The following is a 26,459-nucleotide window of genomic DNA, read 5'->3' as shown; positions in this document are numbered from 1 at the left end:
GGGTGTGGTCCCGGCTGGGTTCGAACCAGCGACCTTCCGCGTGTGAGGCGGACGCTCTCCCACTGAGCTACGAGACCGGAGAGTCGGCCGAATGGCCGAACGACGTCGAAGACTAGCACGGTGAGGGTTGCGGCCAGAATCCACTTTGGCGAGGCTGCCGTGCGGGCCGTCTGTCTCAAGTGCGATGCGGGCCGTGGATCAGCCGTTTCTGCGAGTCTCAGCAGGCGTTTCGGGGTTGAGATGGGCGGAGGCGCACCGGCAAACGCGGAGATTTGTGCAGCTACACTTCGGTGGACTATCGTCGTGCTTCGCGACGGGCGACGAGTCGTCCGTGGCGCGCGGATGTAGCGCAGTTGGTAGCGCATCACCTTGCCAAGGTGAGGGTCGCGGGTTCGAATCCCGTCATCCGCTCGAAGGTGCAGTGGCATCAACCCCAGCGGTGGAGTGGCCGAGTGGTGAGGCAACGGCCTGCAAAGCCGTGCACACGGGTTCGATTCCCGTCTCCACCTCAACGAATGATCTGGCGCGATTAGCTCAGCGGGAGAGCGCTTCCCTGACACGGAAGAGGTCACTGGTTCAATCCCAGTATCGCGCACCACGTTCTAGCTGCAGGTTTGTGGCTGCAAATTTCGACATGCACCACATATGCACCATACTGGTCATGTAGTAGCCAGCTCGGGGCGGTCGTCGATCGCGACACCGAAAGGGCGAGGCAATGACCACGATCCCCCCACCGAACATCCCGCTGCCCGCCGGCGCCACGCCGGCCGACGACGAGGTCCGGTCCTGGGCGGACTATGAAAACGAATTCCGCATCGTCTACGGGGAGAAGCGCGTCCTGTGCCCCGAAGCGGCGCCCGAGACGGACCAGACGATCTGGGTGGAGCCGTGCGCCGTCCAGATGGCCGACGGCACCATTCAACCCCGAGACCCCAGCAAGCCGCCTCTGCATTCCGGGCCGTCCGTATCGGTACAAGCCCACTGGGAGAACTACCTGACCGCCGCCGAGGCCCGCCAACTGGCCCGCTACATCGACGCCGCGGCCGCCACAGACGAACTCTGGTCAGACGCAGACATGCACACGTGCCAATTCGACTGATGCATGACCCGGTGGCGATATGACGGCCACTGGTATGCCAACTATCACCCGGCGACCGGCAAACCTTCCGACATCGGCGTCGCAACGGATCAGACTCCGCTTCAGGTCGGCATCGGCGTGACGTGCGAGTCGCTCGACGACACTCGGCCGGCCATCGTGATTCATCTCGACGGCGGCCGTTGCGACTACGACGCTGAGGCGTTCATGACGTTCAGCGAGGCCGTCGCGATCCGTGACGCGCTCAGTGAGGCGATCGCCAGTGGCCAGGCCGCCCTCGAGGAGGCGGCCTCTCTGGTGACCCGACTCCGGTATGCAGACGACGATTTCGACGTGCATGGGCGGGGCTGTGACCGACGTCGAAGTGCGGGTGAGCTATCTGCGGCCGTCGCGTTCAAGCCGTTGTTGGACTCCGTCCATGCACCCGGCCCGGTAGTCGTCGGCGTCCAATTCGTCAACTGAGAGCTCAATGGCGCCCCCGTGAATCCCCTCGGACTCTACTTCCCGGGTGCGTACATCACATTCAGCCTCGAAATCATTCGCTATCAGCGGAAGTGGGCTTCCCCGCCGAAGTGCGGCACCGGCGATGGAGTTGCCCCATTCCTGCCCGAGGCGGTAAGACATCCCAGTTTTATCGACGCTATCGGCCTTGTTGACCATGGCCACGATCCCAATCACAACCAGCACCAGAGCGATGGCGAGTCCAGCCATCATTCTGGAATTGAAAGCGCCCCGCCGTGCGATGGCATTGCCCTGCGGCGAAGGTGGTGGTGCCCATGCGGAGTACTGGGCAGGCTGGCTATACGTTGTCCATCGTCGCCCATCCCAATAGCGTTGTCCCCCAGAGCCGTTGGGGTCGGGATACCATCCGGGCGGCGTATGTGCAGGGTTAGTCACCGACCTTCTCCCCTGCCCGCCGTCATACGTGTTGTTGTCCTTGGCAAGACGCCATTGCTGGTCCTGACCGGCCGGTCGTACACGATCGTCACGTCCCGTGTCCGGCGATGTCCATCCGTTCGACTGTCGCAGCGTCGTAGCCCAGCGAACGCAGATATTGTTCGGCGGCGGCGACAGCGGCGACGGCTTGCTCATGAGTGGTGAGGCCGCCCGGGTAGGCGATCTTGTACGCGACAGCGCAGTCCTGCTCGACCTGCCAAAGGTACTTGGTGCTGTTGACGTAGCCGTTCGCTGCGGCCGCGTGGCCGCACGAGTACTCGTTCGCTTGCGCTGCCGGTTCCGCGATGACCCATCCGGCGACCAATATCGCGGCCGCGCCAACGCCAGCCTTTCTACCGGTCGTCATATGTGCTCTCCCCCTTTTGAACCACGTGCCCTCTAGGTTCCGGTCAGCTCCCACGGTGTGCAGCCTGGCCCACTGACGAACGTGGCGATAGCCGGTGAGTAGATCCGCGCGAACGACCAGGGCTCCAGCGACCCGTTGAATACGTCGATCACTATGCCGTCGGCGGTGTAGGTGCCGTACGTGCAGCCCGGCCACGCACCTTCGACGTTGTGCGCGACGTACGTGCCATACGGCATTTGCAGGGGCACCAAGTACGTACCGGGCGGATACGACTGGTCCGCGCTTGCTGGCGCCGCCAGTGGTATCAACGCCGCCGCGGTGATCACTGCGAGGACACCGGTGAACGCCTTCAGGCTCATCGGTGCAGGATATCGATTCTGTGAGCCTGCTTGGAACGCATCGATGAACGGTGGCTGCACGCGCGATCATGTCCGCGAGTAAAACCCGACACCATCGCCGACGTCCCCGGCTAACAGGGCTTCCCCTGCGCCACCGCTTCTTGGCAGCTCTGCCACTGCGGATACGTCATCGACCGCCAGGCCCATTGGCCCGACGCCGCACAGACGAACGCGCCGCCGTTGAGTCCCGAATAGTCGTCGATCGCTGGCTGCGCGCACGATCCGGCCGGTGGCATGGAGCATTCCGACATCGCCTCGGGAACTTTGGGGTCGCAATCGGGCCAGACCCCTGGCTCAGCCTCGGCGGGTGGCGCCAGAGCCAGTAGCAGGGCCGCGGCAACTGGGACCGCTACAAAGAGTCGCACTCGCGCAGCGTAGCCATCGGGCAGGCGGACGGCGCGCGGTTCCTGGCAACCAACCTTCACAACCACGAGGTACTACGGTCGCGAGCATGATGAAGCACGAGGAAGTGCCAGACAATCGGCGGGGGATGCAGCGAGTTCCATCCGATCGGGTCGTCGTCGGCGACTGGATTTACCGCAAGGGCGCCGACTGCGACTACATGATGATCGTCGAACAGCGCAACACCTGCGTACGTGAAGGCCGCCAGGCTATCCGAATCGGGGGTGGGGTGTACAAGCTCGAGGGCGAAGGTGCAGGACCGCAGGCATACTTCCTCGGGAGCGCGCAGGCGCGTCCGGTCATAGGTGGCCCCTACCAGTGGTACCTGGAAGCTGGCGGGAACGTCGTGCGGGGTTGCTCTCTCGAAGATGCCGATTTCGAGATGCCCTAGCCAATACGTCTGACGGCGACGTCCTTAACGGGGATGTCGAGTACTGCGGCGATGTAGCAGCCGCGGCCCATGTCCTCGACTTCGCCGGGTTGCCGTGCCTGTGTGGTGCCGCCGATGTTGATCGAGCCGTCCGCCGCGACGTACCCATCCAGCTCGGGCACATGGATCATCCACCAGCGACCGTCGCGCATGACTTCGATGTCGAAGGTGCGCATTGCGGGCATCTTTCAACGCTAATCCTCTGTTGCACCTCAAATTACATGCTTCGTGAAGGCACGGAGCCTCCGGGAGCGTTGCGATACGCGTAGGGCAGGACACTAGACGAGGAGCGGAGAGTCATCGACCGGCTGCGCACCCTGCTCTTTTCGTGGCCGACGGTCGCATCGGTCAGTTTCTGCCGAGATCCCTTCGGGTGTAGCGGCGGCTGACACCGAGTTTCCGTCGTACGGCTGCAGGATCTTTGTCTCTTCGGGCTGCGCCGCGACGCTTATGCGGTTTGCACATCGCGCATCCGCGCCAAGATCGTGAGGGGTGATGATTAGACACGCCAACTCCGGGCCGTGACTCCGCTCGGACGCGAAGATGTTGACGGTAGCGGAAGTCGATGGGTTTGGCCACTGCGGGAGGCCTGCAGCGGCGCCCGTAGCCGCAGCGCGAGCAAGAACCAGCCGTACGATGCACCTAGCTGATAATTCAAGGAAGATATGGCGAATTCACCATCAGGACCGTATCTGTTCAGAGACGAGATTGAGCGAATCCTGCTGAGTCATCCTCGTACTCGCTACGCAAAAGTGCTCGCCGGTATGAACCAGAACCTCACCGATGCCGAGATGGCCGCTGCTGCTGCAACAGACGGTGAACCGATCAACGTCGACAGGGTGGCGGAAGTTCGTCGGATTTTGCGCCTCACGCTCAATGGCGAAATCGCCACGCCGTCTGAGGCCGAGATGCAGGCCGGTATCTATCGCGAGCTTCTCAACTACCGCCGCTCGCCGGAACTACGCCAGCACGTCATGACGCGGTTAAGCCAACTTCAGCAGCTCGACCCATCAGTCAAGTCGACGCCACTCGGCGATGTCCGGCTCGGACGAAACAATTCGCCCCGTCCGGAGAAACCTGAATCACGGTGCAAGAAGTGCAACATGGTCCACAACGGGGAGTGCTTCTGACCCCGGCGACCGGCGGGGAGAACCAAAGACTCACTAAGGTGACGGCCCATGATCGACTTTCAGAGCGGTGGACTCTTCTCCAGGCTCGGGCCAAGCGACCCACGCGAGTTGGCAGCCGAACTAGCGCCCCTTCTCATCGACGGCGAGTCCATCTACCTGACTTTCAGGGGTATGCGTGACTCTGTTGCCTTCACCAACAAGCGCCTGATAGCGATCAATGTTCAAGGGCTGACAGGGAAAAAGCGCGACTACTCTTCGCTGCCATACAGCAGGATTCAGGCCTGGAGCATTGAAACCGCGGGCCGTCTCGACCTCGACGCCGAACTCGAACTCTGGTTCTCAGGGCTTGGAATGGTGCGCCTCGACTTCAAGGGCCAGGTGGATATTCGCACGATCGGGAAGCTCATCGGTAGCCACGTTCTTTGAGGACCAGCTGTTGCATAGTCGGTGAATATTCGCGACGAGGTCTTTGCAGTTGCGTGTTGCTAGTCCCCGGAGTGCCCGGCATTGGCGCGAGGCGAGCCCGCGCCAGGAACGACAGGGCCCCCACCAAGCGAGGATCGCCGGTGGGGGCCCAGTCGTCAGAAGGGCGCTACTTTAGGTGCGCGGATTGGTGATGGTGCCGCCGCCACGGTTGGCCGGGTAATCGGCATCCTTGCGTCGCTTCAGCCCCGCCAACCCGAGCAGACCCAGGAGCCCTGCAAGACCCCACAGGCCGTTGTCGCCGTTGTCGTCGTCGGAGTGCTGCGCCTGAGCGAGCGTTGTCGTCGTCGTTGCGGGCGCTTGGAGAGTGTCCGCGGCAGCGATGCCCGCACCGCCGAACAGCAAAGTCAGAGTAGTGGCTCCGATGACAATTGGCTTCTTCATCTTTTCTCCTCGGTCGTGTGGACGGTCCGAACAACCCCCACAGCTCGGATCCGGGACCAGGGTGCTCTAGTCACCGGCTCAGCAGTTCGCTGAGTGCGTGTCGCAATGGCTCCTGTTGCCGGAAACGAGGCAGTGAAACCTCTTTGACGTGCTAAGTGACGCGTTGGCGTTTCTATTTCGCGAGTTCAAGAGGTCCTGTGATGTGCACCACTAGCCACTGGCGTCGTGTGACAGCACCGTTTCGTCCGCGACGAAGGCGGGCACAGGACCCCCTAGTGGAGGACGGCGGTGAGGGATGACCCGGACGTGTTCTGCAAGGCGGTCGGTGGGGTTCATCCCCTTATCGTTAAGACGCTAGCGTTGCCTCGCTGACCGTCGCATCAACTTCGAGACCTGCAGCAGCACCCGCCCTTGAGCATCAGCTGATGCATCGTCGGTCAAGTTTCTACGCCGTAGCCGCCACGCAGATCCTTGTGCGCGGCTTTCAAGATTCTCTTGCAGAGATCCACCAGCGCCTCGACGTCGATCTCCGACTCATCGCCGAGCCGCTTGAGCCACGATGCTTCCTCTTCTTTGAGCTCACACCACTGGCGCTCCGCATAGATCGCTTGTTCCTCGGTTGGTGCGACGTCGCCGGCCGTCTGGACCAGTCGCCTCTTGCATGCGTCCAACTGCGCCAGCGAGTAACCATGCTCACGGAACTGGCGGTCCCATTCGTCGAGCATCAATTCAGTGAGGTCGCGAACCGGCTCTGCGGCATAGATCATCAGCTCGGCTATTCCGTCGTCCATACCCAGGCGCACCCGGAACTCGTACAGCTGCCTGATGGCCTCAGCTCGCCGTTGGCTGACGCTTTGCTCCGTGCCCGCGAGTTCTTCCGCTCCGCGCTTGAGGTGCAGCGTCGCAGAGATCAAGCACTTAAGAGCGGCCTTCTTGTCCTCACCCGCCCGCTTCTCGTAGTCCAGGACCAGAGCATGGTCTCTTTCTTCTCTCTTGGTTCTCGCGTCGATGCGCTTGGTCCAGATCGCCACGGCCGCAGTCGATGTGACGGAAGCAAAAGGCACCAACGTGCTCGTCACCGTGGTCGCCCAACTCATCGCGTCGACAGTCCTCGTCGTGCCCGCCTGGACGCGCCTGTCGACATATGCCCGTCGACGTGGTCAGTTCCCACGTCGCTCAGTTTGCCCGACCACGCCCAGTCACACAGGAGGTTTCGTCCTACCGTCGGTATCCGAGGACGCCGCTACACCGTGGCGACGATGAAGGCGATGACAGCGAGCACTACGAGGACGAGTCCCACCAAGACCAAGAACGCGCCGCTTGCCGACAATCGTTGAGCGCGATCCGCATCGCCGTCCGTTATGTCTTTCACGGACGTCTTCATCCGCCCTCCGAGGTCTCCCCACGAGATGCGCCTCAGACCCTTCTGGGTAGCCGCCGGCTCGCGGACGGGTTCGTCGGGAACTGCGCCGACACCGTTGCCGTAGAGCACCAGGCCGAACACGATCACCAGAGCCGCCACAATCAGCAGCACCACGCCGAATGCAATCAATTGCCGCTCAATTCTCTAATGGGTCGACGGTCGTTCGTGCGCGGATCGTCACCATGCAGCGAGCTTCCGCGCAGTCACGTCCAGTGGACTTCCCGGTTATCGCGTAATTGAATCCGGCGCTCTTCCACGCCCTCCGGGGTGAGCCGTCCCCCGATCGGTGGAGCCTGCCTCCCCCGTCATAAGGGCTGATCAGCCGACGCGGCCAAGCACCAATTCTCAATAACTTCATTTCCGTATTCGAAAGCCTCAACCGTCGAAAGGACAAGCGATGACCACCATGAACGTGCTGCACGATCACTACACCGTCATCAGCCGCTCCGGCAGAATCCACGCCTCGCGCATCGTGATCGCCGACAGCTGTACCGATGCTGCGCAGACCCACCGCGAGCACTACCCCGGCTACGACATCATCGGCGTCTTTCACGACCAACGTCACGCATGACACCGAGAGCCCGAAAACACCGGCGGCCTTTCGAGTCCGTCGGTGTTTCACGTCCGCAACCCGGGGAAAACGCTCGGCAGCCGCATCGCACCTACTAGGCTTTGCTGCAGACCGACCGGTCATGACGACCCGAGGGTGGGACATGATTCGCCAACTAATCGCTGCCGCTGCGATCGCCGGTGCCGCTCTATGTGCGGCCCCGCTCGCCTCTGCTGACGACACCGACTACCCCGACACTCCGGGTCGTTATCCCAGCGACGTCCCCGGCATGAATTACGACGCCCACCTCACCGGGCCGTGCTTCAACCTCGAGCGGTTCACCTTCGGGCGCGGTCCCGGCGGCGAAGTACTGCAGTGCCGCTGGATCCCGAACCAGTGGCCACCAGTCCCCACCAATCAGGGCTTCTGGCAAGCCACTTACGAGCTGTTCGGCGTCCAGGAGGTCGGTTCGCCCTGCCCGAAGCCACAGGCCGCCGCCCAGTCACCCGATGGCCGGCCGATGCTGTGCCTCGGAGCCCGGGGCTGGCAGCCCGGCTTCTTCACCCGCGAAGGCTTCTTCCCGAGATAACGCTCAGGCGCGCAGCGTCTCGCTCGGCGGGGTGCCGAACGTCCGCTTGTAGACGCCGCTGAACCGGCCCGCGTGCGTGAAACCCCAGCGGCCCGCGATCGCCATCACGGTGTCGCTGCGCGGGTCCGCGCTCTGCAACTCGCGGTGAGCGCAGTCAAGCCGTACCCGGCGTAGGTACTCCAGCGGCGTGGTTCCGAGGTGACGACGAAACGCGTACTGCACCGAGCGGGGCGTCACGCTGACGGCAGCGGAGATGTCGCTGAGTGTTATCTCCCTGTGCGCATTCTCGTTGATGAACGTGATCGCCCGCCGCAGCACAGCGGACTCCACTCGGCTCGGATCAACATGATTGCGCATAGCAAGCTGCCTAATACCCTGCAGAAATCGACCAAAACGACTCCCCCGAACTTTCGCGAACTTGGCATGATCTGCCCATGACCGATCGCATCGAAGTACAGCGCACCATCGCCGCGCCCCCATCCGACGTCTTTGCCGTACTGACCGACCCGCAAGGTCACGTCGCGATCGACGCCACCGGAATGCTGCAGGACGCCGAGGGTGAGCGCGTCCGCGCGGCCGGCGACAGCTTCGTCGTCCATATGGACCGCGAAGCGCTCAACGACTTCCCGATGGGCAAATACGACGTCACCGTGTCGATCCGCGACTTCGAGCAGGACCGCCTGATCTCGTGGACCATCCTCGGCCGGATCCGCCCCCAGATCGGCCATGTCTACGGCTACCGCCTGGAGCCCGTCGCCGACGGCACGCTGGTGACCTCGTTCTACGACTGGTCCGACATCGATCAGCAGTGGCGAGATGCGGGCATCTTCCCCGTCATCTCCGAAAACGCGCTGCGCGGGACCCTCGGCATCCTCGATCGGACGGTGCGCCGCGGCTACCCGCAGGCGTCAACCAACGGTTGACGCCTCAGCCGTCGTCAACTTAGAGTTGACGCCATGACGCAGCCCATCAAGATCACCAATCCGGTACGGCTCGACGACCTCATCGACGTCATCACGACGGTGCACTCGCAGCCTCTGGACCAGCTCACCGATGCGGTACTTGCCGCCGAGGCCCTCGGCGAGATCGCTGACCACCTCATCGGCCACTTCGTCGACCAGGCCCGGCGGTCGGGAGCGTCATGGACCGACATCGGCAAATGCATGGGCGTCACCAAGCAGGCCGCGCAGAAGCGCTTCGTTCCCAAGGCGCCCGACGCCGCGGTGCTCGACCCCAACAGCGGCTTCGGCCGGTTCACTCCACGCGCTCGCAACGTCGTCGTGGCGGCCCAAAACCTCGCCCATGACGCCGGCAACCCCGAAATCGGCTCCGCCCACCTGTTGCTGGCACTGTTCAACGACCCCGAGGGGCTGGCCGCGAAGCTGCTGGCCGGTCAGGGCATCGATCTGGAAGCGGCGACGACCGTGGTCTCGCTACCCGAGCGCACCGAGGACGACCCGCCCGCACTGATCCCCTTCAACGGCACCGCGAAGAAGGCGCTCGAACTGACATTCCGTCAGGCACTTCGCTTGGGACACAACTACATTGGCACCGAGCACATTCTGCTGGCCCTGTGGGAGACCGACGACGACGACGGACCCCTGCACCGCCTCGGCGTGGACATGGACCGCTTCGAAAGCGAACTGGTCGCCGCGCTGGAGGCGTTCACGACGAACTGATCTCCACGCGTTTGCGTGTGTGCGATCATTCGAAGATGCGTCGCTGGTTCGTGCTCCTCGTCGCCGCGATGGCGGCCACCGCCGGGATTGTCGCTGCTCCTGCCTCGGCGGTCACCGCCCCGATCGGCAGGCTCGGCGACACACTGCAGGTGAAGTTCAAGGGTCTGGTCGCCGACATCACCGTGCACAGCGTCGACCCATCCCCCGTCCCGCCCGGCTTCGGCTATCCCCCACGCCCGCCGCGCCAGCAGGTGTGGCGCGCCTGGGTGACGGTGCATTCCATCCAGGTGCCGACGCCGTACGCCCAGTCGATCACCTACAGCTTCCGCGGCGTCACCGCGACGGGCGACAGCTACGAACCGCGCAACACCGACGCCCCCGACGCCCTGCAGCCGGCGCTGACCAACGCGCCCGCCGGGTCGACCGTCAGCGGAGCGGTGTTCTGGGACTGCTACCGCGACCTGGTGGCCAATGTGGTGCTGCTCGACAAGATCACCGGCGAGCATCTGGCGCAGTGGAACGTGTAGTGGCCGTTGGCCATTGACGTAACGCTGGCCGCTGAAGCCGACCTGACCGAACTCGCCGACGTCGCCGCCCGCACCTTTCCGCTCGCCTGCCCGCCGTCATCGACGCCGGACGACATCGCCGCCTTCGTCGAGGAAAACCTGTCCGAGGCCCGGTTCCGCGAATACCTCGCCGACCCCGACCGGGCGGTGCTCGTCGCCCGCGACGCGTCGATTCTCGGATACGCCATGGTGATTCGCGGCGAGCCCGACGACCCCGACGTCCAGCGCGCCGTCGAACTCCGTCCGGCGGTCGAGGTGTCCAAGCTCTACGTGTCACCCGACAGTCACGGCGCCGGCGTCTCCGCCGCGTTGATGATCGCCGCGGTGCAGCAGGCCGAGCAATTCGGCGCACGGGCCGTATGGCTCGGGGTCAACCAGCAGAACCATCGCGCACAGCGGTTCTATGCCAAACACGGCTTCTCGGTCACCGGCACCAAGACCTTCCAACTGGGCGAGGCCATGGAGAACGACTACGTCATGGTGCGAACGGTCTAGGGCGAGTCGCCTGCCCGCGACAGAGCGAGCAGCCGCGACGTCGCGCGCAGATACTTCTTCCGGAAACCACCCGCCAGCATCTCCTCGCTGAACAGCGCATCGAGCTTTTCGCCCGACGCCACCACCGGTATCCCCGCGTCGTACAGCCGGTCGGTCAGCGAGACCAGACGCAGCGCGACGTTCTGATCGTCGACGGTGTGCACGCCGGTGACGAAAACGCCGGTGACACCCTCGATCAGGGTCAGGTAGCGCGACGGGTGCATGGTCGCCAGGTGCGCGCACAACGCGTCGAACTCGTCGAGCGTCGCACCGTCGGACTGCGCGGCACGCGCACTGACCTCGGCGTCACTGGGCGGCTCCGGTGCGGGCGGCAGATCACGATGCCGGTAGTCCGGTCCGTCGATGCGCACCGTCTCGAAAATCGCTGCGAGCGTGTTGATCTCGCGCAGAAAATCCTGTGCGGCGAACCGTCCCTCACCGAGCTGTTCGGGCAGCGTGTTCGACGTCGCCGCCACCGAAACACCGCGTTCGACGAGCTGCGACAACAACCGCGAGATCAACGTCGTGTTGCCCGGGTCGTCGAGCTCGAACTCGTCGATACACACCACCACGTAGTCGGCGAGCAGGTCGATGCACTCGACGAAGCCGAAAACACTTGCCAGCTGGGTCAATTCACCGAACGTCGCGAACGCCTTTGGTCCAGGCAGCCGATAGTACGACGACGCCAGCAGATGAGTCTTGCCGACACCGAAGCCGCCGTCGAGGTAGAGCCCGACACCGGGCAGCACCTCGCGGCGACCGAAGAGCTTCTTCTTGCCCGCCCGGCGACGCGCGGCCTCGTCGCAGAACCGAACACAGGACTGCACCGCCGCCGCCTGCGACGGCTCCCCCGGGTCCGGGATGTACGTGTCGAAGCTGACCTCGGAGAACGTCGGCGGCGGCACGAGTTGGGCGATCAACCGGTCCGGCGTGACGTCGGGGTGGCGGTCGACCAGATGTCGCACCGCACCGGACCCGTCCATGCAGGCACCTTATCGACGTGCTGCAATCGTCTTCATGCCCGATACCGCTGCGGCGCAGTTCACAGTGCTGGGCCCCGACGGCCCCCCGATTGACGACGAGCAGTTGGCCGGTTTCTACGCCTACCCCGCCGACCTGCGGGCCTGCTGGGTGCGCGGCAACATGATCGCCAGCATCGACGGCGGTGCGACCGCGAGCGGAAAGACGGCGGCGCTCGGCGGGGCAGGCGACCGCAGCGCTTTCATGCAGATGCGCTGCGCCGCCGACGTGATCGTCGTCGGCGCCACCACGGTGCGCACCGAGAACTACTCGGGCGCGCAGGTGCCCGTCGCACAGCGCCGCGCCCGGCAGGCCCGCGGCCACGCGGAGGTGCCGCCGATCGCCGTCGTCACCCGGTCCGGGAACCTCGACCCCACGGCCCGGTTCTTCACCCGCACCGAAGTGCCGCCGTTGATCCTTACGTGCACGACCTCCGCTGAGGAGACCCGCCGACGGTTCGGTGCGCTCGCCGAGGTGATCGATGTCTCGGCTTCCCGTCCGGCCGAGGTCGACTGGCCGACCGCGCTCCGGGCGCTGGCCGAGCGCAACCTGTTGCGGGTCCTCACCGAGGGTGGCCCGCTGATCCTGAGCCAGCTGATCGAACACGATCTGCTCGACGAACTGTGCCTGACCGTGGCGCCGTTCCTGGTGAGCGGCCAAGGGCCCCGCATCTCGACCGGACTGGGCGAAGTGCTGACGAGGATGCGGCCGGCACACGTACTGACCGACGACGACGGCTATCTGTACACGCGCTACGTGCGGCTCGGGTGAGCCGCCCATCAGTACTGTGGTCGGCATGCATCGGCGTGGTCAGCTGGTCCGGCTCCTGAGCTTGGTGACCGTCGCGGCGTTCGTCGCGGCGTGCTCCCCCGGCCTCGCCGCCAATCCGCGCTTCGCCACCAACTCCGGCGCCGGCCCGCAAGGCGAGCCGACGTCTAACAAGCCGGTGGAGGGGCCGCCGGCAGTCGAAGCGCCGAAGAACGACCTGGCCTGGCGCGACTGCACCTCGCGGGTGTTCGGCGACGCCGCCGTCCCCGCGGTGCCCGGGGTGACGCTGGACTGCGCCACCTACGACGCCGACCTCGACCCGATCAACGGCGCGTCGGGCTCGCTGAGCATCGGGGTGGTCCGCGCCCGCGGCCAGCAGACCCCGGCCGACGCCGGTCCGCTCGTGATGACAACCGGCACCGACCTGCCGTCGTCGACGCAGCTGCCGGTGTGGCTGTCGCGCGCCGGCGCCGACGTGCTGCGCACCCACCCGATCGTCGCCGTCGACCGGCGGGGTATGGGGATGTCGGGCGCACTGGACTGCCGCGACCTGTTTGACCGCCAGGAGATGCTCGACCAGGCACAGTTCCAGTCGGGCGACGACCCGGTCGCCAACCTGGGCTCGATCGTGCAGACCGCGACGACGAGCTGCACCGACACCATCGCCCCCGGTGATTCCGCATATGACAACTCGCACGCCGCCGAGGACATCGAGCGGCTGCGCAGCACCTGGGACGTCCCGGCGCTCGCGCTACTCGGCGTCGGGAACGGCGCCCAGGTGGCGCTGGCTTACGCCGGGTCGCATCCGAACAAGGTCGCGCGTCTGGTGCTGGACTCCCCGCTGCCGCTCGGTATCGCCGCCGAAGCCGCGATGGAACAGCGCGTCAAAGGCGAACAGGCCGCCCTGAACGCCTGGGCCACGCAGTGCGCGGCGACCAACTGCCCGCTGGGCCCCGACCCGAAAGCTGCCGTCGACGAGCTGCTCTCGGCGGCGCGCCAGGGGCGTGGCCCCAACGGCGCTGCGGTCGCGACCGTCGCCAACGCGATCTCGACCACCCTGGCTTATCCGCGCGGCGACCGGATCGAGGCGGGCAACACGCTGGCCGCGGCGGTGGGCGCCGCCCGGTCCGGGGACTCGGCCCCGTTCACCGACCTGATCCGCAGGGCCGAGAGCCTGCGCAACAGCGACGGCCAGTTCGTCAACGGCTGCAGCGACTCACTGAACCGGCCGACGCCGGACCGGGTGCGCGAACTCGTCGTCGCCTGGGGCAAGGTGTATCCGCAGTTCGGCGCCGTCGGCGCGCTGAACCTCGTCGACTGCCTGAACTGGCCCAGCGGGACGACGCCACAGGAACCGAAGAACCTCAAGATCCCCGTACTGTTGCTCGGCACGCAGAACGACCCCATCGTCGGCAACGAGGGCGTCGCCGCTGTCGCGGCCACCGTGATCAACGCCGGGTCGGCCAACAAACGGGTGATGTGGCAGGGCATCGGACACGGCGCGTCGATCTTCTCGCCGTGCGCGCTGCCGCCGGTGACCGGCTACCTCGATACCGGCCGCCTGCCCGACACCGACACGTTCTGTCCGGCCTGACGTCCCGGGCAGAACACCGCGGTGTACGGTGCGCTGGTGCGTGATCTTGTGGGCAGTTCGTTGATGCCAGCATTCCGGCCCCGCACCTCCCCGCCCACCGTTTCGACGGTGCTGCGGACGATCCTGTGGCCCTTGGCGATCCTGTTCATCATCCACCGCAGCTACGTCCTGGCGACCAACGGCTACATCACCGACGACTACGGGCCCGTCTACCGCGCCGTCGTGAATTTCAAGATGGGCTGGGACATCTACAACGAGCACTTCGACCACGTCGACCCGCACTATCTGTACCCGCCCGGCGGCACCCTGCTCATGGCGCCGTTCGGCTATCTGCCGGTTGACGCGTCGCGGTACTGGTTCATCACGTTCAACACGATCGCGATCGTGCTGGCCGCCTACTTCCTGGTCCGACTGTTCGGCTACGGCTTGCGCTCGGTCGCCCTGCCCGCGCTGCTGGCCGCGATGTTCTGCACCGAAAGCGTCATCAACACACTGGTTTTCGGCAACATCAACGGCTGCATCCTGTTGGCCGAGGTGCTGTTCTTCACCTGGCTGCTGGACGGTAGACGCAACCACGAATGGTTGGCGGGCGCGGCGATCGGGTTGACCCTGGTGGTCAAACCGCTGCTGGCGCCGCTGCTTCTGCTGCCGCTGCTGAACCGCCAGTGGCGCGCGGTCATCGCCGCGATCGCGGTTCCCGTGGTTTTCAACGCCGCGGCATGGCCGTTGATCAGCGACCCGATGAACTTTGTCACGCGCACGGTGCCCTACATCTTCACGACGCGCGACTACTTCAACAGCTCGATCGCGGGCAACGGCATCTACTACGGCCTGCCGGCATGGCTGATCCTGTTGTTGCGCATCGGTTTTGCCGTGATCGCTGTGCTTGCCCTGTGGCTGCTCTACAAGTACTACCGCACGCGCGATCCGCTGTTCTGGATGACGACGTCCTCGGGCGTGCTGCTGATCACTTCGTTCCTGGTGCTGTCGCTGGGACAGGGCTACTACTCGATGATGCTGTTCCCGTTCCTGATGTCCGTGGTGCTGCCGAACTCGGTGCTGCGCAACTGGCCGGCGTGGCTGGCGATCTACGGGTTCATGAGCGCCGACCGGTGGCTGCTCGGGCATTGGCCGACCACCGGCCGGTTCCTCGAGTACATGAAGTTCACCTACGGCTGGGGCCTGATGCTGGTCGTCGTGTTCTCGGTGCTGTACTTCCGCTACCTGGACGCCAAAGCCGAAGGCCGACTCGCCGACGGCATTGACCCGACGTGGTTGAAGAAGCCATCGCCGGTCGAGCCGTCCGCAGCTCCGGCGAAGCCCGTCGCACCACCGATCAGCTGAGCGCCCACATTCGGCGAAGTCCGCGCCAAGCCCTGCTGAACTCGTACGATTGATTCGCTTACGGGGGTCTACTGGGGAGGCGCAGCATGCCGAGAATCCCGGTGGATCCGCACACCATCACACCGGACTGGCTCAGCGAAATCCTCGAGGCCGACGTGCGGGCGTGCAAGCTCGAGCAGATCGGTATCGGCGTCGGCCTGCTGGGGCGGCTTTACCGGGTGCATCTGGTCGGCGGAGCCGGTATGCCGGCGACGGTGATCGTCAAGATTCCGACCCTCGACCTCACCGCGCGGACCAAGCTCTGCGAAGACCTCGAGATGTACCTGCGCGAGGTCCGCTTCTACCAGGAGATCGGACTCGCCAACCCGCTACCGCCGGCGCGGCAGTACTTCGCCGCGTTCGACGAGACGACACACGATTTCGTGCTCGTGCTCGAGGACCTCGACCGGCTCCGACTCGCTGACCAGCTCGTCGGCTGTTCGGCCGCAGACGCCGCAACGGTGGTCGACGCCATCGCCGCTCACCACGCCTTCTGGTGGGAGAACGATCGGCTCGCTTCGCTACCGTGGCTGGTCGCTTACACCCACCCGCCGTTCGTCGCCGCGGTCACCGAGAACTACCGGGCAGCCTGGCCGAAGTTCCTCGACCGTGTGGGCTGCGACCTGCCGCCGGAGATCCGCGAATACGGCGAACGGTTCCAGCACACGCTGCCGTGGTTCCTCGAACAGATCACCCGACCGCCTCAAACGTTCCTGCACGGAGACTTGCGACTCGACCAGCTGTTCTTCGGCGTGCGGGCCGACGACCCACCGTTGACGGCGCTCGACTGGCAGCTCAGCGCACGCGGCCGGGGGGCCTACGACCTGGCATATTTCCTGAGCCAGAGCTTGACCACCGAGACCCGTCGCGCCTGCGAAGAGGCCTTGCTCGAGCGGTACGCCGCCCGGCTCGCACAACACGGAATCACTTATCCCCGAGAGCAATTGCGGCAAGACTACCGACTCACCACCGCATGGTGCTTCATCTACCCGGTGATGGCCGGAGGCCGGATCGAAATCGTCAACGACCGTAACCGCGATCTGGCCCGCACGATGCTCCTACGTGCGGTCGCAGCGCTCGAAGACCACGACGGCCTGTCGCTGGGACCCGACTGACCATGGCCGGGGACCGTCGCACCTGCGCCTCCTGCGGAACGTCGAACGAAGAAGACGCCCGCTTCTGCGAAGGCTGCGGCGGCTCGCTGGCACGGGTTTGTGCGGCGTGTGGCGTGGAAGCCAGTGCGACCGCCCGATTCTGCCGCGGATGCGGCACCGAGCTCGGCGGTCAGCCGACGCCCGACCTGCCCGCCGCGAGTCCGGTACGCAAAACGGTCACGGTGATGTTCGCCGATCTCGCCGGTTCGACCACCTTCGAGGAGAACGTCGACGCCGAGACAGCGCGCGAGGTGATCGGCCGCTACCACGACCTGTTGGGATCGACCGCACAGCGTCACCGCGCCGGGGTGACGAAGTACATCGGTGACGGGTTCATGGCCGTCTGGGGTGTTCCCGAGACCGGTCCCGACGATGCCGCCCAAGCGGTCGAGGCCGCCGTCGAGTTGCAGGAACGCTTCGTCGAACTCGCCGCTCGCGTCGCCGCCGACCACAGAGCCGAGCTCGCGCTGCGAGTCGCGGTCAACACCGGAGAGGTCGTGGTGGGCGCGGGTGACGCCGACCTGGTCGGCGACGCGTTGAACGTGGGAGCCAGACTCGAGGCCGAGTGCCCTCGCGGCGGTGTGGTCGTCGGCGAAGAGACCTGGCGCGCGACGCGAAGCCGGCACAGGTACGAGTCCCGCGGCCAGGTGCAGGTGAAGGGGCGCACCGCCGCGGTAGCGGTCTACCAGTGGCTCAGCGGTCAGTCGGAGGCCGCCGACGTCACCCCCTTCGTCGGCCGCACGGAAGAACTGCCACGGCTGCAGGCCGTGCTCGACGCGGCCGTCGCCGCGCGGGCGGCGCGATTGGTGACCGTCATCGGCGACCCCGGTGTCGGCAAGAGCCGGTTGGCCGCTGAATTCGCTGCGGCACAGGACAACTCGCGCATCATCGAAGCCCGCTGCGTCATCGAGGGCACCGTGGCGCTGGCGCCCATGGTCGAGGTGCTCCGGACTCGAGACCTCGCGACGGATATTCCTGCTGGTGTCGCCGAGCGGGATCGGCTGCTGCGCGACCTCAATGGCCTGGTGGCCGGTGATGCCGGTTCTGTCGAAGAGAACTTCTGGGCACTGCGCCGGTATGTCGAGACACTCGGGTTTAACGAGCCGGTTGTGCTGGTCCTCGACGACATCCAGTGGGCCGACACGCTTCTCCTCGACTTCGTCGAGCACCTGGTGGAGTGGGTGCAAGACGTTCCGGTTCTCGTTTTGGCGTTGGCACGACCTGAGCTTCGCGAGATCAGGCCCGACATGGTGACCGTCAGCCGGTGGGTGTCGGAGGCGGTTCATCTCAACGGCCTCGACGCCGACGCCACCGCCGAGCTCGCCGCGAAGGTGCTGGGTGCGGCCCGGCTGCCCGATGAACTGCTGCGCCGGCTGCCGGTGTCCACCGGAGGCAACCCGCTCTTCGTGCGGGAGCTGATCGGAATGCTTGCGCACGACGGGGTTCTCGTCGAGCAGCCGGCCGGCTGGCGGTTGACGATCGACGTCGATGCCATCGCGATCCCTCCGACGATCCACGCACTGCTCGCTTCGCGACTGGAACGGCTCGATGCGACAGACCGGCGCGTGCTCGAGCTCGCGTCAGTGGTGGGCAGCGATTTCTCCGTCGGCACTGTACAAGCGCTCGCGGGTGCGGACGCGGCCGCAATCACGAAGTCCCTCAACCGGCTTCGTCGACTGGAACTCGCGCAGCCGAGCGGTACCTACATAGGCAACGAACCGGTTTGGCGCTTTCACCACGTACTGATCCGCGACGTCGCCTACCGCAGGCTGCTCAAGTCGGATCGGGCACAGCTGCACGAGCGGCTTGCCGACTGGGTTTCCTCGGCCGGCGCGAGCGTCGCGTTCGACTCCGACGAAATGGTCGCCCGACATCTGGAGGCGGCCTACGCCTATCGGTCCGAGCTCGGGACCCTCGACGAGCACACCACCGGACTGTCTGTCCGCTCCGCGCGCCACTACGCCGCGTCGGCCCGCCGCGCGCTCGACCGCGACGAACTCGTCTCCGCCGGCGTCCAGGCCGCTCGCGGAGCGGCGCTCGCCGATGCCGACCCCGCCGTGCACGCCGAACTGCTGCTCATCGGCAGCGAAGCCTTTCTTTCGGCTGGCGACGTCTCAGCCGGCGCGCCGCTGGTCGACGAGCTCGAGCGCATCTCCGACGATGCGCTCCAGCCGTGGGCCACGTGCTACCGATGTCAGTTCATCGTGTACACCGCCCCGCAACGCCTGCTGGAGGTCGACGCACGCCTGCAGGGCGCCATCGACGAGTTCAGCCGTCGCGCAGACGCTTCCGGGCTGGCCAAGGCGCACCGGGTGCGGGCCAGTGCCCGGCTTCGTCTCGGCCGGGTCGGCGACGGCGAAGCCGACCTGTTCGAAGCGCTGATCGCGGCGCGCCAGAGCGGGGACCACCGACAGATCACCGCTGCGCTGGTCGCCGCCCCGGGTGCGGCGCTGTGGGGACCGAGCCCGGTGCCGAAGGCCGGCGGCCGGTGTCTCGACGTCGTCCGGATGCAGCGGATGACCACGGCTGCACCGTCTTTGGAGGCGACCTCCCTACGTCACCTCGCCGTGCTGGAGCTGCTGCGCGGAAGGCCCGACCGGGCACGCGCGATGCTCGGTGACGCCCGCCAGATCGTCGCCGATCTCGGCTTGCGGCATGGGCTGATGGAAACCGAGCTGTTCGCAGGGATCATCGAATTGATGGAAGGCGACCCCGTCGCCGCCGAACCGCACTTCCGGACCGCGCTGGAAGGGCTGGATGCGCTTGGCGTCGGTGCCGACGCCGGGCAGGCCGCCGCACTGCTCGCGAGATCGGTTCTCGCCCAGGGCCGGATCGACGAAGCCGATCGCTACGCCACAGAGAGCGAACGCCTGGCGGGCCACAATCTCAAGACAGCCATCGCGTGGCGCGCGGTGCGAGCCGAGATTCTCTCCGCGCAGGGCCGTCACGATGAGGCCTCGGCGATGGCGCGGGAAGCGGTGTCGGCCGCCGCTGGAACTGATCTGGTCCTCGACCACGCCGAAACTTGCCTCGCGTTGAGCCGAGTGCTTGCCGCCGCCGGCGATTCCAGGGGCGCGCGGGCCGCTCTAGCCGACGCCGAAATCCTCTATTCGGCAAAGGAAGTCGCAGCTTCAATAGGTCGGGCGTCGGATGCCGCGGTTACCGCAACGCAGGCTCCCGCGAGGGCGACCCCGAGCGGGTCGAGGCTGGCGATCACCAATCGGTGCTGTGAGTCGTTGCGGGCGCTCAATGCGGCGATGCAAGCCCACGATGTCGGTGGGACCATGGAGCACTACTCGGAAGAGGTTGTCTACCGCGATCATCGGCGAATTGGCGGTGAACCCATCCGTGGTCGCGACGCCATGCGGAAGGCGATCGAGCTGGTCTTCGAGCAATTCCAGTACTTCGACTTCCGTGTCCTCGCGGTTCGCGGGCAGCGACTGAATCTCGAATGGAGCCGGTTGTCTGACGACGACGGCAACGAAACCATCACCCTCTTCGTGAACGAGGCCGACGACGACGGGCGAATCGTCTATCAAGTGCGCTTCGACGAGGACGACTTCGAGGGCGCCTACCGAGAACTCGACCGGCGCTACTACGCCGGAGAGGGCGCGGATTTCGCCGAAGCCGGATCGATCACCGCCGCAGCGATAACAGCAGTCAACCAAGGCGATTTCGACCGGCTTCGCGATGCACTCAGTTCTCCGCAGATGCGTGTGACGAACAAGTCGCGCTCGGCGATTCCTGATCGCTCCGCCAAGGATCTGCACAACAGCTTGATTGACCTTCAATCAATGGTCGCGTCCTCGCGAACCTGGTTCGCGACGGTGTTCTGGGTTTCGCCGGGGTGGTGCGTAACTCGTGTCGAGCGTGAAGCGGTGGGTCAAGACGGCGAACACTTCTCATGGACGCGCATCTTGGTGATCGAAGTGCGCGACAGGCGCATTGAGTCGATGTGTGAGTTCGACATCGATGACGAAGAGGCGGCTTTCGCGTACGCCGAGGAACTGGTGCGGGCGACTGCGAGCCGGCTCGCGGTCACCAATTCGTCGTGTGACTACCTGCCGGAGTTCATCAGGGCTTGTCGGGTTCACGATGTCGACGGTGCCCTCGCCTGCTTCTCGGACCGGTTTGTTTACGACGATCGACGACGCCTCGCCGGCGATCCCGTCGTCGGACTGGATGCGATGCGCGCAGCCATCGAGCGGGTTTTCGGGCAGTACACAGAGTTCGACTTTCGCGTATTGGCGGTCCGCGGCCAACACCTGCAGCTTGTTTCTAGTCGCTGGGCAGATGACGCCGGCAACGTCGCAACCACGCTCTATGTGAACGAGATCGCAGCAGACGGGCGCATCGAATACCACGGCCGCTTCGACGAGGACGCCTTCGTCGAGGCATACGGCGAACTCGAGCGGCGACATCGCGCAGGAGAGGGCAGAGCAGTCGCGGACGCGGCGGCGACACTTGCCGAATACCCGATCGCCTTCATGAATGGTGACATCGACGGTCTCTTCGAAAGGCTCACCGCTCCGGGGTTCCGGGTCGAAGACAGGTCACGGTCGCTCTTCGGCGACCGTTCCGGCGCCGACTTCCGCACCACCTATGACGAGCTGTCCGCGAGGATCGTTTCGTTGAGGGTGTGGCACGCCGCTGTCTGCTGGTTGTCACCGAAAGTCGTGGTCGCTCGCTTCGAGCAGGACGCCGTCGGACGGGATGGTGAACAGTTTGCGTGGACTCATATCGATGTGGCCGAGATACGTGCCGGCCAGTTCGCGTCTGTTTGCGTTTTCGACATCGACGACGAAGAGGCGGCTTTCGCGTACGCCGAGGAACGGGTACGGGCGACCGCGAGCCGGCTCGCGGTCATGAACCGGTGCTGCGAGTTGCTGCCGACGTTTTTCGATGCGCTGCGGGCGGGCGATGTCGAACGTGTCGTCGCCACGTATGCCGACGAGTTCGTGTTCGAGGATCGACGACGCCTCAGCGGCAACCCGATCACCGATCGCGAAGGGATGCGGGCCGCGGTCGCACGGATCTGCCAGCAGTACAGTCGATTTGACTTCCGCGTCCTCGCAGTCCGCGGAGAGCGCCTTGTCATGGTGCGGAGTAGATGGTCCGACGACGCCGACAACGAAACAGCTTACCTCCACGTCACGGAAATCAACGACGCAGAGCACGTCATCTATGACGGCCGCTTCGACGACGATGACTTCGAGAGCGCCTACCGAGAACTCGAGCGACGCTACTACGTCGGAGAGGGTTCGCAGTTCGCGACAGCGGGCCGCAACGCAAGTGAAGTGCCCATAGCCCTCAATCGCGGCGACTTGGACCGAATGATGACGGAACTGAGCACCCCGGACGTGCGTGTCGAAAATCGTTCGCGTTCCCCGTTTCCCGATAGGTCGGCCGGAGCTGTCCGAGACAGTCTCTCGCAGCTCGACGAGCTGGTCGCTCAATCACGAACCTGGATTTCGGTGGTGTGTTGGATAGCGCCGAACTTGAGTATCACCCGGCTGGAAAGGGAAGCCACCGGGCAGGACGGCGAGAGGTACGCCTGGACGCGCGTCATGGTGACCGAGCATCGGGACGGCCGCTTAGCATCGATGTGCGAGTTCGATCCCGACGACGAAGAGTCGGCATTCGCGTACGCACACGACCGGGTGCGTGCGAGGGCCAGCCGACTCGCTGTCGAAAACAAATCCACCGAGTTTGCGCCCGTTTACGTCCACGCGTTACGCGCCGGCGATATCGATGGTGCCGTCGACTGTTACGCGGATGATTTCGAATATGACGATCAGCGACGGCTCAGCGGTGACCCGGTCAGCGGCCGCGTCGAGATGCGGGCGGGTATTGAACGTTTCCTGAGGCACTACAACGACCTGGAGTGGCGCACTTCGGCGGTGCGGGGTGAATACCTGAGCCTGCACTGGGTCCGATCGTCGGACGACGCGGGCAACGAGACGATCACCTGGAACTTGCGCGAAGTTGGCGACGATGGGCGCTTCTCCTATCACGGCCGGTTCGACGAGGACGATTTCGCGGGCGCCTACCGGGAGTTGAACCGACGCTATTGCGTCGGTGAAGGCAGTTCGTTCACCGACGCGACGACTGTTCTGACCGAATACGCCATCGCCGAAAACAGCGGTGATCTCGACCGTGCTTTGGGTGAGCTGGCCACGGCCGACTTCTGTGTGAAGAACAGATCGCAGTCAGTCTTCGGCAATCGCTCCGCGGCCGAGTTCCGTGCCAGCCGTGAAGAACTGAACGCGATGGTCGACTCGGTGCGGGCGTGGCACTCGGCGATTCGCTTCGTGTCACCGACCGTCGTTGTCGGTCGCTTAGAGCGGGAAGCAATCGGTACCGACGGCGAGAAGTACGTCTGGAACTTCATCACCGTCGCCGAAGTACGCGGGGGACAGCTCGCGTCGACGTGTCTTTTCGACCTCGACGACGAAGACGCGGCCTTCGCCTACGCCGAGGAACTGGTGCGTACCCCGACCAGTCGGCTCGTGGTCGCGAACCGGGCCAGCCGAACGTGGAGTTCGGTCGGAGATGCGATGCGGGCTCGAGATGCCGACGGCGCCGCGGCCCTTTTCGCGTACTCGTATGTCTACGACGACCACTGGGCGATGGCGGGCGACCCGCCCCGCGACGTCCGTACCGCGTGCGCGGAAATTCTGCGGCAGTACTCGTCGTTCGAGGGCCATGTTCTGGCCGTGCGCGGCGAGTCGCTGCAACTGTCTCGGACGCATTGGTCGAATGACGCTGGATTCGACACCGAATACCTGCACGTCATCGAAACCGACGACGACGACCGCATCCACTACTACGGTCGCTTCGGCGCAGACGACTTCGAGAGCGCTTACATGGAACTCGAACGCCGCTACTGGGCCGGGGAAGGCGCGCCATTTGCCGAAGCTGCTCGCGTACGTTCTGAATTCGTAGCTGCCACCGACCGAGGTGACTTCGATCGGGCCTTCGGCGAGTTGGCCGACCCAGCGCTGTATTTCGACAACCGATCGAGCTCAGCATTCCCGAACCGGTCGGCCGCCGAGCTTCGCGCCAGCCTCGAGCAGCTGAATTCAATGATCTCCACGAACCGCTCGTGGATTGCAGTCGAGTGCTGGCTGTCTCCCACGGTGGGCATCGGCCGCCACGAGCGCGAGGCGGTCGGACACGACGGTGAAACCTACACGTGGAGGAGGATTCTCGCTGGTGAGATCCGCGGGCGCCGGATCATCTCGATGTGTCAGTTCGACCTCGAAGACGAGGACGCGGCGCTCGGCTACGCCGAAGAGTTGGTGCGGGCGGCCGCAGGGCGGTTGTCACTTTCAAACCTTGCGAGCCGGACCTTCGAAGGCGGACAGCGGGTAATGCAGTCGCGCGATACCGACGCCGCCGTCGCCTTCTACGCTCCGGATTTCGAATTCGACGACCGTCGCCGCTTCGGCGGTAGCCCACCGGGAGATCTTCGAACGGCTTATGAACGAATAATCAAGCAATACAGCAAGTTCGAGGGCCGTATTATGGCGGTGCGCGGTGATCGTCTGCACCTCGGCTGGACCCGCTGGTCGAACGAATCAGGCTTCGAGAGTTGTTATCTTCAGGTCCACGAGGTCGATAAGAGCGGACGAGTCATCTACGAAGGCCGATTCGACGAAGAGGATTTCGACGCTGCCTACCGTGAACTCTCGCGTCGATACTGTGTCGGTGAGGGTGAGGCGGTCGCCGAGGCGGCTGCCCACAGCGCTGAGTATTTGATCGCTATCAACCAACGCCAATGGGATCGGGTGTTCGGCGAGCTGACCGATCAAGACATGCGTGCCGTGAGCCGATCGAGCTCGGGCTTCCCCGACCGCTCAGTCGCCGAACTTCGCGCCAGCTACGAGGATCTGTCTGAACTGGTCACCTCGATGCGCTCCTGGCACTCCGCCGAGAATTGGGTCTCGCCGACGGTTGCGGTGGTTCGCCACGAGCGTGAGGCGGTGGGACGCGACGGCGAGCGATACAGGTGGGCTCAGCTTGTCGTGGGCGAGTTCCGCGACGGACGCGCCGTCCATGTGTGCGAGTTCGACCTCGAACAGGAAGCCGAGGCCTTCGCCTACGCCGAGGAACGGGTCCGCGCGGCGGCGAGCCGACTCCCGATCACCAATAGAGCCAAGCAGACGTGGGACGCACTCGACCAGTTGGCCCATGCCCACGATTTCGATGGCCTTGCGGCGTGCTTCTCGTCCTCGCTTCTGAATGACGATCGCCGGCGGTGGAGCGGATTCGCGAGCGGTGACATCGGCGTGGCCGCAAAGCGGGTCTCCGAGCAGTACAACCGCCTCGAGATGCGCTCGTTGGCGGTGCGGGGAGAACGTCTGCACCTCGGGTGGACCCGTTACTCCAACGACTCTGAATTTGAATCGACCGCGTTTTGGGTGCACGAGGTCGACGATGACGGGCTGATCCTTTATCTGAGTCGCTTCGACGAAGAAGATTTCGCAGAGGCCTACCGCGAACTCGAACAGCGGTACTACGCCGGGGAGGGTGCGGCGTTCGCCGCTGCGGGCGTCATAGCGACGGAGTTCTCGATCGCAGTCGGGCAGGGGGATTTCGATCGCGTGTTCGGCGAGTTGTTCAGCCCCGACTTCCACGTAGAGAACCGGTCTCGATCAGCTTTGAGTGATCGCTCAGCAGCGGGCATGCGCGCGGGTGTCGAGGCGCTGAGGGGGGTGGTCGAATCGTGGCGGACATGGAATTCAGCGATGTGCTGGCTGTCGCCGAACTGTGGCGTCTGCCGCAGTGAGCGCGTAGGCAGCGGGCGAGACGGAGAGAAGTATGTGTGGAGTGACTTGGTGGTGTTCGTCATCCGCGACGGCCGAGCCCAGTCAGCCTGCATGTTTGAACTCGACGACGAAGAAGCGGCGTTCGCCTACGCGGAGGAACGGACGCGCCCTGCCGACGGCGACTAGCGTGGAGAGATGACCACACCGGCTCCCAAACTGCAGCTGACCGACGACGAGTGGCGCCAGAAGCTCAGCCCCGAAGAGTTCCACGTGCTGCGCCAGGCGGGCACCGAACGTCCGTTCACCGGCGAATACACCGACACCAAGACCGAAGGTGTCTACCAGTGCCGGGCCTGCGGCACCGAGCTCTTCCGCAGCACCGAGAAGTTCGAATCACACTGCGGGTGGCCGTCGTTCTTCGATCCGGCCGACTCCGACGCCGTCATCCTGCGACCGGACGACTCGCTGGGCATGCGCCGCGTCGAAGTGCTGTGCGCCAACTGCCACAGCCATCTCGGCCACGTCTTCGAAGGCGAGGGCTACCCGACGCCGACCGACCAGCGCTACTGCATCAACTCGATCTCGCTGCGGCTGGTGCCGAAAAGCTGATCGCCGAGCGTGCGCTGGTTGCGAAAATCAGGTCGAGATTTCGCAATGGCCGCACGCTCGGCGCAAAAATTAGGCCGCGTAGACGGCAAACTCCGCGCGGTCCTCGGTGTCGGCGACGCACTGAAAAAGCAACGGCGCGGTCATCGCGTTACCGGAATAACAGGTGAACGGGCCGATCACCTGGTACTTGTCG

27 protein-coding genes and 4 tRNA genes are annotated in these 26,459 nt (G+C 65.0%); 20 read left to right on the top strand and 11 right to left on the bottom strand.

Translation table 11 applies throughout. The annotated features are described in order from the left end of the window. Window positions 1-5 precede the first annotated feature (5 nt). Window positions 6-77: transfer RNA gene (locus tag A5663_RS19850), tRNA-Val, on the bottom strand. Window positions 78-338: 261 nt separating this feature from the next. Between A5663_RS19850 and A5663_RS19845 the strand changes: the two genes are divergently transcribed. The 5 genes from A5663_RS19845 (at window position 339) to A5663_RS23185 (ending at window position 1,558) form a co-directional block, all read left to right on the top strand. Then, window positions 339-411, top strand: a tRNA-Gly gene (locus A5663_RS19845). A 27-nt stretch (window positions 412-438) separates the two neighbouring features. After that, window positions 439-509 (top strand) — tRNA-Cys (locus A5663_RS19840). A 14-nt stretch (window positions 510-523) separates the two neighbouring features. Further along, window positions 524-598: transfer RNA gene (locus A5663_RS19835), tRNA-Val, on the top strand. Between the two features lie 117 nt (window positions 599-715). Next, window positions 716-1,099, top strand: coding sequence for a hypothetical protein (locus A5663_RS19830; protein WP_068153123.1), 384 nt, complete (start codon window positions 716-718; stop codon window positions 1,097-1,099). Window positions 1,100-1,102: 3 nt separating this feature from the next. Continuing rightward, window positions 1,103-1,558: a hypothetical protein gene (locus A5663_RS23185; RefSeq protein WP_068153121.1), complete on the top strand. Its 456-nt coding sequence runs from the start codon at window positions 1,103-1,105 to the stop codon at window positions 1,556-1,558. On the opposite strand, the gene A5663_RS23665 is transcribed toward A5663_RS23185, so the two are convergent. The 4 genes from A5663_RS23665 to A5663_RS23175 all read right to left on the bottom strand — a co-directional run bounded on the left by A5663_RS23665 (window position 1,472) and on the right by A5663_RS23175 (window position 3,162). Then, window positions 1,472-2,188: a DUF2510 domain-containing protein gene (locus A5663_RS23665; RefSeq protein ID WP_082974261.1), complete on the bottom strand. Its 717-nt coding sequence runs from the start codon at window positions 2,186-2,188 to the stop codon at window positions 1,472-1,474. The genes A5663_RS23185 and A5663_RS23665 overlap by 87 nt on opposite strands. Further along, window positions 2,082-2,399: a hypothetical protein gene (locus A5663_RS23180; RefSeq protein WP_156744569.1), complete on the bottom strand. Its 318-nt coding sequence runs from the start codon at window positions 2,397-2,399 to the stop codon at window positions 2,082-2,084. Before A5663_RS23180 ends, A5663_RS23665 begins: the two co-directional genes overlap by 107 nt. Window positions 2,400-2,431: 32 nt before the next feature. After that, window positions 2,432-2,758 carry a hypothetical protein gene (locus tag A5663_RS19815; RefSeq protein ID WP_068153116.1) on the bottom strand — a complete coding sequence of 109 codons (327 nt, stop codon included), beginning with the start codon at window positions 2,756-2,758 and terminating at the stop codon, window positions 2,432-2,434. A gap of 110 nt (window positions 2,759-2,868) precedes the next feature. Beyond that, window positions 2,869-3,162 carry a hypothetical protein gene (locus A5663_RS23175; protein ID WP_156744568.1) on the bottom strand — a complete coding sequence of 98 codons (294 nt, stop codon included), beginning with the start codon at window positions 3,160-3,162 and terminating at the stop codon, window positions 2,869-2,871. A gap of 86 nt (window positions 3,163-3,248) precedes the next feature. Here A5663_RS23175 and A5663_RS19810 point away from each other — a divergent pair, with 86 nt between their 5' ends. Further along, a complete protein-coding gene (locus tag A5663_RS19810; protein WP_156744567.1) occupies window positions 3,249-3,590 on the top strand; it encodes a hypothetical protein in 342 nt (113 codons plus the stop codon). Here A5663_RS19810 and A5663_RS19805 read toward each other — a convergent pair. Next, on the bottom strand, window positions 3,587-3,805 hold the full coding sequence (locus A5663_RS19805) for a hypothetical protein (protein WP_068153108.1): 219 nt from the start codon (window positions 3,803-3,805) through the stop codon (window positions 3,587-3,589). The genes A5663_RS19810 and A5663_RS19805 overlap by 4 nt on opposite strands. 588 nt (window positions 3,806-4,393) lie before the next feature. Between A5663_RS19805 and A5663_RS19800 the strand changes: the two genes are divergently transcribed. Together A5663_RS19800 and A5663_RS19795 are read left to right on the top strand one after the other, a co-directional pair. Next, window positions 4,394-4,759 carry a hypothetical protein gene (locus A5663_RS19800; protein ID WP_231976843.1) on the top strand — a complete coding sequence of 122 codons (366 nt, stop codon included), beginning with the start codon at window positions 4,394-4,396 and terminating at the stop codon, window positions 4,757-4,759. A 48-nt stretch (window positions 4,760-4,807) separates the two neighbouring features. Next, window positions 4,808-5,185 (top strand): PH domain-containing protein, encoded by a 378-nt coding sequence (locus A5663_RS19795; RefSeq protein ID WP_068153103.1) that lies wholly within the window; start codon window positions 4,808-4,810, stop codon window positions 5,183-5,185. Between the two features lie 171 nt (window positions 5,186-5,356). Here A5663_RS19795 and A5663_RS19790 read toward each other — a convergent pair whose 3' ends face one another. From A5663_RS19790 to A5663_RS19780, 3 genes are all read right to left on the bottom strand, one after another. Further along, window positions 5,357-5,626 carry a WGxxGxxG family protein gene (locus A5663_RS19790; protein WP_068153100.1) on the bottom strand — a complete coding sequence of 90 codons (270 nt, stop codon included), beginning with the start codon at window positions 5,624-5,626 and terminating at the stop codon, window positions 5,357-5,359. A gap of 437 nt (window positions 5,627-6,063) precedes the next feature. After that, window positions 6,064-6,657, bottom strand: coding sequence for a hypothetical protein (locus A5663_RS19785; RefSeq protein ID WP_231976842.1), 594 nt, complete (start codon window positions 6,655-6,657; stop codon window positions 6,064-6,066). Between the two features lie 212 nt (window positions 6,658-6,869). Next, window positions 6,870-7,178 carry a hypothetical protein gene (locus A5663_RS19780; protein WP_068153094.1) on the bottom strand — a complete coding sequence of 103 codons (309 nt, stop codon included), beginning with the start codon at window positions 7,176-7,178 and terminating at the stop codon, window positions 6,870-6,872. A gap of 268 nt (window positions 7,179-7,446) precedes the next feature. On the opposite strand from A5663_RS19780, the gene A5663_RS23170 reads away from it, so the two are divergent. Continuing rightward, window positions 7,447-7,620 carry a hypothetical protein gene (locus A5663_RS23170; protein ID WP_156744566.1) on the top strand — a complete coding sequence of 58 codons (174 nt, stop codon included), beginning with the start codon at window positions 7,447-7,449 and terminating at the stop codon, window positions 7,618-7,620. Window positions 7,621-7,762: 142 nt separating this feature from the next. Beyond that, window positions 7,763-8,188: a hypothetical protein gene (locus A5663_RS19775; RefSeq protein ID WP_068153092.1), complete on the top strand. Its 426-nt coding sequence runs from the start codon at window positions 7,763-7,765 to the stop codon at window positions 8,186-8,188. Between the two features lie 3 nt (window positions 8,189-8,191). Here the strand turns inward: A5663_RS19775 and A5663_RS19770 are convergent, their stop codons facing one another. Then, window positions 8,192-8,545: a helix-turn-helix transcriptional regulator gene (locus A5663_RS19770; protein ID WP_068153088.1), complete on the bottom strand. Its 354-nt coding sequence runs from the start codon at window positions 8,543-8,545 to the stop codon at window positions 8,192-8,194. A 77-nt stretch (window positions 8,546-8,622) separates the two neighbouring features. On the opposite strand from A5663_RS19770, the gene A5663_RS19765 reads away from it, so the two are divergent. From A5663_RS19765 to A5663_RS19750, 4 genes are read left to right on the top strand one after another with little or no spacing between them, the layout of a single operon-like run. Then, entirely contained in the window at window positions 8,623-9,111 is a 489-nt protein-coding gene (locus tag A5663_RS19765; protein ID WP_068153086.1) for an SRPBCC family protein, read from the top strand. A gap of 33 nt (window positions 9,112-9,144) precedes the next feature. After that, window positions 9,145-9,867, top strand: coding sequence for a Clp protease N-terminal domain-containing protein (locus A5663_RS19760; protein WP_068153083.1), 723 nt, complete (start codon window positions 9,145-9,147; stop codon window positions 9,865-9,867). A 35-nt stretch (window positions 9,868-9,902) separates the two neighbouring features. After that, window positions 9,903-10,394 carry a hypothetical protein gene (locus A5663_RS19755; RefSeq protein ID WP_068153197.1) on the top strand — a complete coding sequence of 164 codons (492 nt, stop codon included), beginning with the start codon at window positions 9,903-9,905 and terminating at the stop codon, window positions 10,392-10,394. Window positions 10,395-10,400: 6 nt separating this feature from the next. After that, window positions 10,401-10,928, top strand: coding sequence for a GNAT family N-acetyltransferase (locus tag A5663_RS19750; protein WP_068153081.1), 528 nt, complete (start codon window positions 10,401-10,403; stop codon window positions 10,926-10,928). Here the strand turns inward: A5663_RS19750 and zapE are convergent. Continuing rightward, a complete protein-coding gene (zapE, locus tag A5663_RS19745) occupies window positions 10,925-11,950 on the bottom strand; it encodes a cell division protein ZapE (RefSeq protein ID WP_068153078.1) in 1,026 nt (341 codons plus the stop codon). The two genes, A5663_RS19750 and zapE, sit on opposite strands and share 4 nt — an antisense overlap. A gap of 34 nt (window positions 11,951-11,984) precedes the next feature. Between zapE and A5663_RS19740 the strand changes: the two genes are divergently transcribed. The 6 genes from A5663_RS19740 (at window position 11,985) to msrB (ending at window position 26,266) form a co-directional block, all read left to right on the top strand. Further along, window positions 11,985-12,758, top strand: coding sequence for a pyrimidine reductase family protein (locus A5663_RS19740; protein WP_156744565.1), 774 nt, complete (start codon window positions 11,985-11,987; stop codon window positions 12,756-12,758). Window positions 12,759-12,783: 25 nt separating this feature from the next. Beyond that, window positions 12,784-14,349 (top strand): alpha/beta hydrolase, encoded by a 1,566-nt coding sequence (locus A5663_RS19735; RefSeq protein ID WP_156744564.1) that lies wholly within the window; start codon window positions 12,784-12,786, stop codon window positions 14,347-14,349. 21 nt (window positions 14,350-14,370) lie between these two features. Then, window positions 14,371-15,693, top strand: coding sequence for an arabinofuranan 3-O-arabinosyltransferase (aftC, locus tag A5663_RS19730; protein ID WP_068153075.1), 1,323 nt, complete (start codon window positions 14,371-14,373; stop codon window positions 15,691-15,693). Window positions 15,694-15,779: 86 nt separating this feature from the next. Next, window positions 15,780-16,847 carry an oxidoreductase family protein gene (locus tag A5663_RS19725; RefSeq protein ID WP_068153072.1) on the top strand — a complete coding sequence of 356 codons (1,068 nt, stop codon included), beginning with the start codon at window positions 15,780-15,782 and terminating at the stop codon, window positions 16,845-16,847. A 2-nt stretch (window positions 16,848-16,849) separates the two neighbouring features. After that, window positions 16,850-25,843, top strand: a complete 8,994-nt coding sequence (locus A5663_RS19720) for a nuclear transport factor 2 family protein (protein WP_068153068.1) — start codon at window positions 16,850-16,852, stop codon at window positions 25,841-25,843. Window positions 25,844-25,852: 9 nt separating this feature from the next. Beyond that, the gene (gene msrB / locus A5663_RS19715; protein ID WP_068153063.1) at window positions 25,853-26,266 is read left to right on the top strand and encodes a peptide-methionine (R)-S-oxide reductase MsrB; all 414 of its coding nucleotides are present in this window, start codon (window positions 25,853-25,855) and stop codon (window positions 26,264-26,266) included. Window positions 26,267-26,459: the final 193 nt, after the last annotated feature.

This window comes from Mycobacterium sp. E740 (assembly GCF_001672895.1).
Classification (GTDB): domain Bacteria; phylum Actinomycetota; class Actinomycetes; order Mycobacteriales; family Mycobacteriaceae; genus Mycobacterium.
This window is presented reverse-complemented; position numbering and strand designations above follow the sequence as displayed.

Excerpts from the sequence above, each read along its gene's own strand:
- A5663_RS19830 (WP_068153123.1), top strand. The coding sequence starts at position 716 with ATGACCACGATCCCCCCACCGAACATCCCGCTGCCCGCCGGCGCCACG.
- A5663_RS23185 (WP_068153121.1), top strand. The coding sequence starts at position 1,103 with ATGACCCGGTGGCGATATGACGGCCACTGGTATGCCAACTATCACCCG.
- A5663_RS23665 (WP_082974261.1), bottom strand. The coding sequence starts at position 2,188 with ATGAGCAAGCCGTCGCCGCTGTCGCCGCCGCCGAACAATATCTGCGTT.
- A5663_RS23180 (WP_156744569.1), bottom strand. The coding sequence starts at position 2,399 with ATGACGACCGGTAGAAAGGCTGGCGTTGGCGCGGCCGCGATATTGGTC.
- A5663_RS19815 (WP_068153116.1), bottom strand. The coding sequence starts at position 2,758 with ATGAGCCTGAAGGCGTTCACCGGTGTCCTCGCAGTGATCACCGCGGCG.
- A5663_RS19810 (WP_156744567.1), top strand. The coding sequence starts at position 3,249 with ATGATGAAGCACGAGGAAGTGCCAGACAATCGGCGGGGGATGCAGCGA.
- A5663_RS19805 (WP_068153108.1), bottom strand. The coding sequence starts at position 3,805 with ATGCGCACCTTCGACATCGAAGTCATGCGCGACGGTCGCTGGTGGATG.
- A5663_RS19800 (WP_231976843.1), top strand. The coding sequence starts at position 4,394 with ATGAACCAGAACCTCACCGATGCCGAGATGGCCGCTGCTGCTGCAACA.
- A5663_RS19795 (WP_068153103.1), top strand. The coding sequence starts at position 4,808 with ATGATCGACTTTCAGAGCGGTGGACTCTTCTCCAGGCTCGGGCCAAGC.
- A5663_RS19790 (WP_068153100.1), bottom strand. The coding sequence starts at position 5,626 with ATGAAGAAGCCAATTGTCATCGGAGCCACTACTCTGACTTTGCTGTTC.
- A5663_RS23170 (WP_156744566.1), top strand. The coding sequence starts at position 7,447 with ATGACCACCATGAACGTGCTGCACGATCACTACACCGTCATCAGCCGC.
- A5663_RS19775 (WP_068153092.1), top strand. The coding sequence starts at position 7,763 with ATGATTCGCCAACTAATCGCTGCCGCTGCGATCGCCGGTGCCGCTCTA.
- A5663_RS19770 (WP_068153088.1), bottom strand. The coding sequence starts at position 8,545 with ATGCGCAATCATGTTGATCCGAGCCGAGTGGAGTCCGCTGTGCTGCGG.
- A5663_RS19765 (WP_068153086.1), top strand. The coding sequence starts at position 8,623 with ATGACCGATCGCATCGAAGTACAGCGCACCATCGCCGCGCCCCCATCC.
- A5663_RS19760 (WP_068153083.1), top strand. The coding sequence starts at position 9,145 with ATGACGCAGCCCATCAAGATCACCAATCCGGTACGGCTCGACGACCTC.
- A5663_RS19755 (WP_068153197.1), top strand. The coding sequence starts at position 9,903 with ATGCGTCGCTGGTTCGTGCTCCTCGTCGCCGCGATGGCGGCCACCGCC.
- zapE (WP_068153078.1), bottom strand. The coding sequence starts at position 11,950 with ATGGACGGGTCCGGTGCGGTGCGACATCTGGTCGACCGCCACCCCGAC.
- A5663_RS19740 (WP_156744565.1), top strand. The coding sequence starts at position 11,985 with ATGCCCGATACCGCTGCGGCGCAGTTCACAGTGCTGGGCCCCGACGGC.
- A5663_RS19735 (WP_156744564.1), top strand. The coding sequence starts at position 12,784 with ATGCATCGGCGTGGTCAGCTGGTCCGGCTCCTGAGCTTGGTGACCGTC.
- A5663_RS19725 (WP_068153072.1), top strand. The coding sequence starts at position 15,780 with ATGCCGAGAATCCCGGTGGATCCGCACACCATCACACCGGACTGGCTC.
- A5663_RS19720 (WP_068153068.1), top strand. The coding sequence starts at position 16,850 with ATGGCCGGGGACCGTCGCACCTGCGCCTCCTGCGGAACGTCGAACGAA.
- msrB (WP_068153063.1), top strand. The coding sequence starts at position 25,853 with ATGACCACACCGGCTCCCAAACTGCAGCTGACCGACGACGAGTGGCGC.